The organism is Gemmobacter sp., assembly GCF_046292685.1.
GTDB lineage: Bacteria > Pseudomonadota > Alphaproteobacteria > Rhodobacterales > Rhodobacteraceae > Wagnerdoeblera.
Window position 1 is genome coordinate 1 of the sequence record NZ_JBKBQM010000053.1, and the last position, 5,319, is coordinate 5,319.

The 5,319-nt window shown below is 64.6% G+C and carries 4 protein-coding genes; 3 read left to right on the top strand and 1 reads right to left on the bottom strand.

What is annotated here, in order from left to right; genetic code table 11:
- Nucleotides 1-256: 256 nt before the first annotated feature.
- Nucleotides 257-1,048 carry a 3'(2'),5'-bisphosphate nucleotidase CysQ gene (gene cysQ, locus ACK4S2_RS13035; RefSeq protein WP_409625087.1) on the bottom strand — a complete coding sequence of 264 codons (792 nt, stop codon included), beginning with the start codon at nt 1,046-1,048 and terminating at the stop codon, nt 257-259.
- A gap of 122 nt (nt 1,049-1,170) precedes the next feature.
- Here cysQ and ACK4S2_RS13040 point away from each other — a divergent pair, with 122 nt between their 5' ends.
- The 3 genes from ACK4S2_RS13040 to dnaJ all read left to right on the top strand — a co-directional run bounded on the left by ACK4S2_RS13040 (nt 1,171) and on the right by dnaJ (nt 5,293).
- On the top strand, nt 1,171-1,992 hold the full coding sequence (locus ACK4S2_RS13040) for an ABC transporter permease (RefSeq protein ID WP_409625090.1): 822 nt from the start codon (nt 1,171-1,173) through the stop codon (nt 1,990-1,992).
- Nucleotides 1,993-2,164: 172 nt separating this feature from the next.
- Nucleotides 2,165-4,072 (top strand): molecular chaperone DnaK, encoded by a 1,908-nt coding sequence (gene dnaK, locus ACK4S2_RS13045; protein ID WP_409625093.1) that lies wholly within the window; start codon nt 2,165-2,167, stop codon nt 4,070-4,072.
- Nucleotides 4,073-4,144: 72 nt separating this feature from the next.
- On the top strand, nt 4,145-5,293 hold the full coding sequence (dnaJ, locus tag ACK4S2_RS13050) for a molecular chaperone DnaJ (RefSeq protein WP_409625096.1): 1,149 nt from the start codon (nt 4,145-4,147) through the stop codon (nt 5,291-5,293).
- Nucleotides 5,294-5,319 lie beyond the last annotated feature (26 nt).

The window sequence follows — 5,319 nt, forward strand, 5'->3', positions numbered from 1 at the left end:
CTGAACAGCGACCCGCTCGTCTCGTCCGTCCCGCGCATCATCACCCCCACCGTTGTCGTGCAAAGGGTGAATCATGTTCCTAACTCCGGGTCGAGGGCTGACTTCTTCAGCAGCCTGCTAATCACCATGACATTGGGGCAGGTTCATGGCGCCCCGGAGTTAATTCGCGTGCGAATGTCTAACCCCCCGCCCCCACATCGGCAATAGCCGCCTGCCACGCCCCCGATGCTGCGGTGCGGCGCAGGCGGAAACGTGCTTATTTCAACGCCACGCCCGGTGCGTAAGCGATGAAGAAGGGGTTGTCCCAGCCGGACTTGCCGTAGGCCAGGGGGCTGTGGTCGTCGAAGCGCACCACGTGCCCGCCCGCCCCGCGCAGCACGGCGTCGCCGGCGGCGGTGTCCCACTCCATCGTGCGGCCGAGGCGGGGGTAAAGGTCGGCCTCGCCGGTGGCGACCAGACAGAACTTCAGCGACGAACCGGCGCTGGTCATGTCGCGCACGGCATAGCGGGCGATGTAATCGTCGGTGGCCCGGTCCCGATGCGATTTCGAGGCGACCACCATCAGCGCGGTGTTGTCGGGGCGGCTGACGCGGATCGGCGTCAGGGCGCCGGGCGCGTCCTTGGCGAAGGGCCCGGTTTCCTCTACCGCGCGCCCATCGGCGAGGGTATAGAACAGGCGGCCCTTGGCAGGTGCATAGACCACGCCGCGCAGCGGAACCCCGTTTTCGACATAGGCGATGTTCACCGTGAAATCGCCGCGGCGCTGGACGAATTCCTTGGTGCCGTCCAGCGGGTCGACGATGAGGAAGGTCTGAGCGGTCAACTCGTGGCTGGCGGCCTGTTCTTCGGTAATCAGCGTCAGGTCGGGGAAGGCCGCCCGCAGCCCTGCGGAAATCAGCGCATCGGCGGCCTCGTCGGCGGCGGTCACGGGGCTGGCGTCGGACTTGGCGCGGACCTCGAAGTCGGGGGCGTCGTAGATGGCCATGATGGCATCGCCCGCTTCCAGCGCAAGGCGCCGCATCACTGCCACCAAACGTTCCATGTCCATGTCCGTCTCCTGAAAATCCTGGCCTTCATCCTGCCGCAATGCGGCTCTATGCTTATGGCGCTTCGGCAAGGGATCGGCAAGGTTTCGGGCGCAGAATGCGCCGGGCCTGGTCAGGGGTTGGGATGTTCCGGTTCGAGACGCGCAGGACAAGGGTGAACGGCGCCTTCGAGCTGCTGGCGCTGATCTTTCACGCCACGGTGCGCAACGTGCGCAAGTCGCACGGCAACGCGGTCATCGGCCTGCTGATGAACATGATGCAGACCATCCTGATGGTCGTCGTGTTCTACGTGATGTTCGAGCTGCTGAACCTGCGGCGCACGGCGATCCGGGGCGATTTCCTGCTGTATGTCATGTCGGGGATCTTCCTGTTCATGACGCATACCAAGACCGTCGGTGCCGTCGCCGGGTCCGAGGGGCCGACCTCGCCGATGATGAAGCACGCACCGATGAACACCATCGTCGCCATCGCGTCGTCGGCGCTGGCGGCATTGTATATCCAGACGCTGTCGGCTGCGCTGATCCTCTTTGCCTATCACGCGGCGTTTCACCCGATTCACATCCACGACCCGGTGGCAAGCCTGGGGTTCTTCCTGCTGTCATGGTTTTCCGGTGTCGGCATCGGCATGGTGGCGCTGGCGGCAAAGCCCTGGGCGCCGGAAATCGTCGGGATCATCACCACGATCTACCAGCGCGCCAACATGATCGCCTCGGGAAAGATGTTCGTGGCCAACATGTTGCCGGGCAGCATGGTGGCGCTGTTCGACTGGAACCCGCTGTTCCACTGCATCGACCAGGCGCGCGGCGCGATGTTCCTGAACTATAACCCGCATTACACGTCCATATCCTATCCGATCTACCTCGGGCTTGTTTGCCTGATGATCGGGCTGATGGGCGAATTTTACACCCGCCGGCACGCCTCGGTCAGCTGGGGCGCCGGGCGCTGAGCCGGGCTTGCGGGGTGAAAATCACCGGGGCGTTACACTTGCAGCCCCCAAGGCCCCCTCATATATACCGCTCGGAAAGGGAAACGGGGCTAGCCTCGGGGCCCGTAACCTGGGATCGGGGCAGGACGCCGCGCACGGGTCCGCCTCTCATATCGCCTGAAAGGGAAGACACATGGCCAAAGTCATCGGCATCGACCTCGGCACCACCAACAGCTGCGTCGCCATCATGGACGGTTCGCAGCCCCGCGTGATCGAGAATTCGGAAGGCGCGCGCACCACGCCCTCCATCGTTGCATTCACCGAAAACGAACGGCTGGTCGGCCAGCCTGCAAAACGGCAGGCGGTGACGAACCCGACCAACACCATCTTTGCCGTCAAGCGCCTGATCGGGCGCCGCGTCAACGACGTGCACCTGGCAAAGGACAAGAAGAACATGCCCTACGCCGTGGTCGACGGCGGCAACGGCGATGCCTGGGTCGAAGTGCGGGGCGAAAAATACAGCCCGGCGCAGATTTCGGCCATGATCCTGCAAAAGATGAAGGAAACTGCCGAATCCTACCTCGGCGAGCCTGTGACCCAGGCCGTCATCACGGTTCCGGCCTACTTCAACGACGCGCAGCGCCAGGCGACCAAGGATGCCGGCAAGATCGCCGGCCTCGAAGTGCTGCGGATCATCAACGAACCGACGGCGGCCGCGCTGGCCTATGGTCTCGACAAGAAGGATGCCAAGACCATCGCGGTCTACGACCTCGGCGGCGGCACCTTCGACATCACCATCCTGGAAATCGACGACGGCCTGTTCGAAGTGAAATCCACCAACGGGGACACCTTCCTTGGCGGCGAAGACTTCGACATGCGGATCGTCAACTACCTGGCCGACGAGTTCAAGAAGGAACACGGCGTTGACCTGACGCTGGACAAGATGGCGCTGCAGCGGCTGAAGGAAGCGGCCGAAAAGGCCAAGATCGAACTTTCCTCCAGCCAGCAGACCGAGATCAACCAGCCGTTCATCAGCATGGACCGCAATACCGGGCAGCCACTGCACCTGGTGATGAAGCTGACGCGCTCCAAGCTGGAAAGCCTGGTCGACGACCTCATCAAGGCCAGCCTCAAGCCTTGCGCCGCGGCGCTGAAGGATGCCGGCCTGTCCAAGGGCGACATCGATGAGGTGGTGCTGGTCGGCGGCATGACCCGGATGCCGAAGGTGATCGAGGAGGTCACGAAGTTTTTCGGCAAGGAGCCGCACAAGGGCGTCAACCCGGACGAAGTCGTGGCGATGGGCGCGGCCATTCAGGCCGGCGTGCTGCAAGGCGACGTCAAGGACGTGGTCCTGCTGGACGTGACCCCGCTGAGCCTTGGCATCGAGACGCTGGGCGGCGTGTTCACCCGTCTGATCGACCGCAACACCACGATCCCGACCAAGAAAAGCCAGGTGTTCAGCACGGCAGAAGACAATCAGAGCGCCGTGACGATCCGGGTGTTCCAGGGCGAACGCGAAATGGCGGCTGACAACAAGCTGCTGGGCCAGTTCAACCTGGAAAACATTCCCCCGGCGCCGCGCGGGATGCCGCAGATCGAGGTGACCTTCGACATCGACGCCAACGGCATCGTGTCGGTTTCGGCCAAGGACAAGGGCACCGGCAAGGAGCAGCGGATCACGATCCAGGCTTCGGGCGGCCTGACCGACGCCGAGATCGAACAGATGGTGCGCGACGCCGAGGCGAACGCCGAAGCCGACAAGAAGCGCAAGGAGCTGGTCGAGGCGAAGAACCAGGGCGAAAGCCTGCTGCACTCGACCAGGAAGTCGCTGGCCGAACATGGCGACAAGGTCGATCCTTCGACGGTCGAGGCTATCGAACTGGCGATGGGGCCGCTGGAAGAGGCGCTGGCCGGCAACGACGTCGGCAAGATCCGCGGCGGCATCCAGAACCTGACCGAAGCCGCGATGAAGCTGGGCGAGGCGATCTACAAGGCGCAGGCCTCGGAAGGGGACGGCGACGATGCCCGCCCCGGGCGCGGTGACGACGACATCGTCGATGCCGACTTCGAGGATCTGGGCGAAGACCGCAAGCGCCGCTGACAAAAGGCGGGGGCGGCGAGGGCGGTTCCGGCAAGGAACCGCCCTCTGCCGTTGTCCGCGAAGGGGTAGATCATGGCAAAACGCGACTTCTACGAGGTTCTGGGCGTCTCGCGCGGCGCCTCGGCCGAGGAGATCAAGAAGGCCTATCGCCAGAAGGCGAAGGAGCTGCACCCCGACCGCAACAAGGACAATCCGAATGCCGAGGCCCAGTTCAAGGAAGCGAACGAGGCCTATGACGTTCTGAAGGACGAACAGAAAAAGGCGGCCTACGACCGTTTCGGTCATGGCGCCTTCGAAGGCGGCATCGGCGGCGGCGGCGGCGGGCCGCGCGGCGGTTTCGGCCAGCAAGGCGATTTCGCCAGCTCCTTTTCCGACGTGTTCGAAGACCTGTTCGGCGACTTCATGGGCGGGCGCGGTGGCGGGGCACGGTCGCGCGCGCAGCGCGGGTCGGATTTGCGCTACAACCTGCGCGTCACCCTGGAAGAAGCCTACAAGGGCGTGCAGAAGACCATCTCGGTGCCGACGGCGGTCACCTGCGACGTCTGCCGCGGCTCGGGCGCCGAAGGCGGGGCCGAGCCGGCCATCTGCCCGACCTGTTCGGGTCTGGGCAAGGTGCGCGCGCAGCAGGGCTTCTTCACGGTCGAGAGAACCTGCCCGACCTGTGGCGGCGCCGGACAGATCGTCAAGAATCCTTGCAAGGCTTGTGGCGGGGCAGGCCGGGTGGAAAAGGACCGCACCCTTTCGGTGAGCATCCCGGCCGGGGTGGAAACCGGCACGCGGATTCGTCTGGCCGGCGAAGGCGAGGCCGGGCAGCGCGGCGGGCCGACCGGCGACCTTTACATCTTCATCGAGGTGAAGGAGCATCCGATCTTCCAGCGCGACGGCGTGCATCTGTATTGCCGTGTGCCGGTCAGCATCACCACGGCGGCCTTGGGTGGCGAGGTCGAGGTGCCCACGATCGACGGCGGACGATCCAAGGTCAAGGTGCCGGCCGGCAGCCAGACCGGCAAGCAGATGCGGCTGCGCGGCAAGGGGATGCCCGCCTTGCGCGGCGGCGGCACCGGCGACATGCTGATCGAGATGGCCGTGGAAACGCCGGTCAACCTGACCGCGCGCCAGCGCGAGCTGCTGGCCGAGTTCGAGCGGTTGTCCGAGGACAACAACCCTGAAGGCAACAGCTTCTTTTCCAAGGTGAAAAGCTTCTGGGAAGGCAAACGCTGATCGGGGGTGCGGGGGGCCAGCCCCCC

Coding starts and splice junctions, on each gene's coding strand:
- cysQ (WP_409625087.1), bottom strand. CDS start 1,048: ATGGACATGGAACGTTTGGTGGCAGTGATGCGGCGCCTTGCGCTGGAA.
- ACK4S2_RS13040 (WP_409625090.1), top strand. CDS start 1,171: ATGTTCCGGTTCGAGACGCGCAGGACAAGGGTGAACGGCGCCTTCGAG.
- dnaJ (WP_409625096.1), top strand. CDS start 4,145: ATGGCAAAACGCGACTTCTACGAGGTTCTGGGCGTCTCGCGCGGCGCC.
- dnaK (WP_409625093.1), top strand. CDS start 2,165: ATGGCCAAAGTCATCGGCATCGACCTCGGCACCACCAACAGCTGCGTC.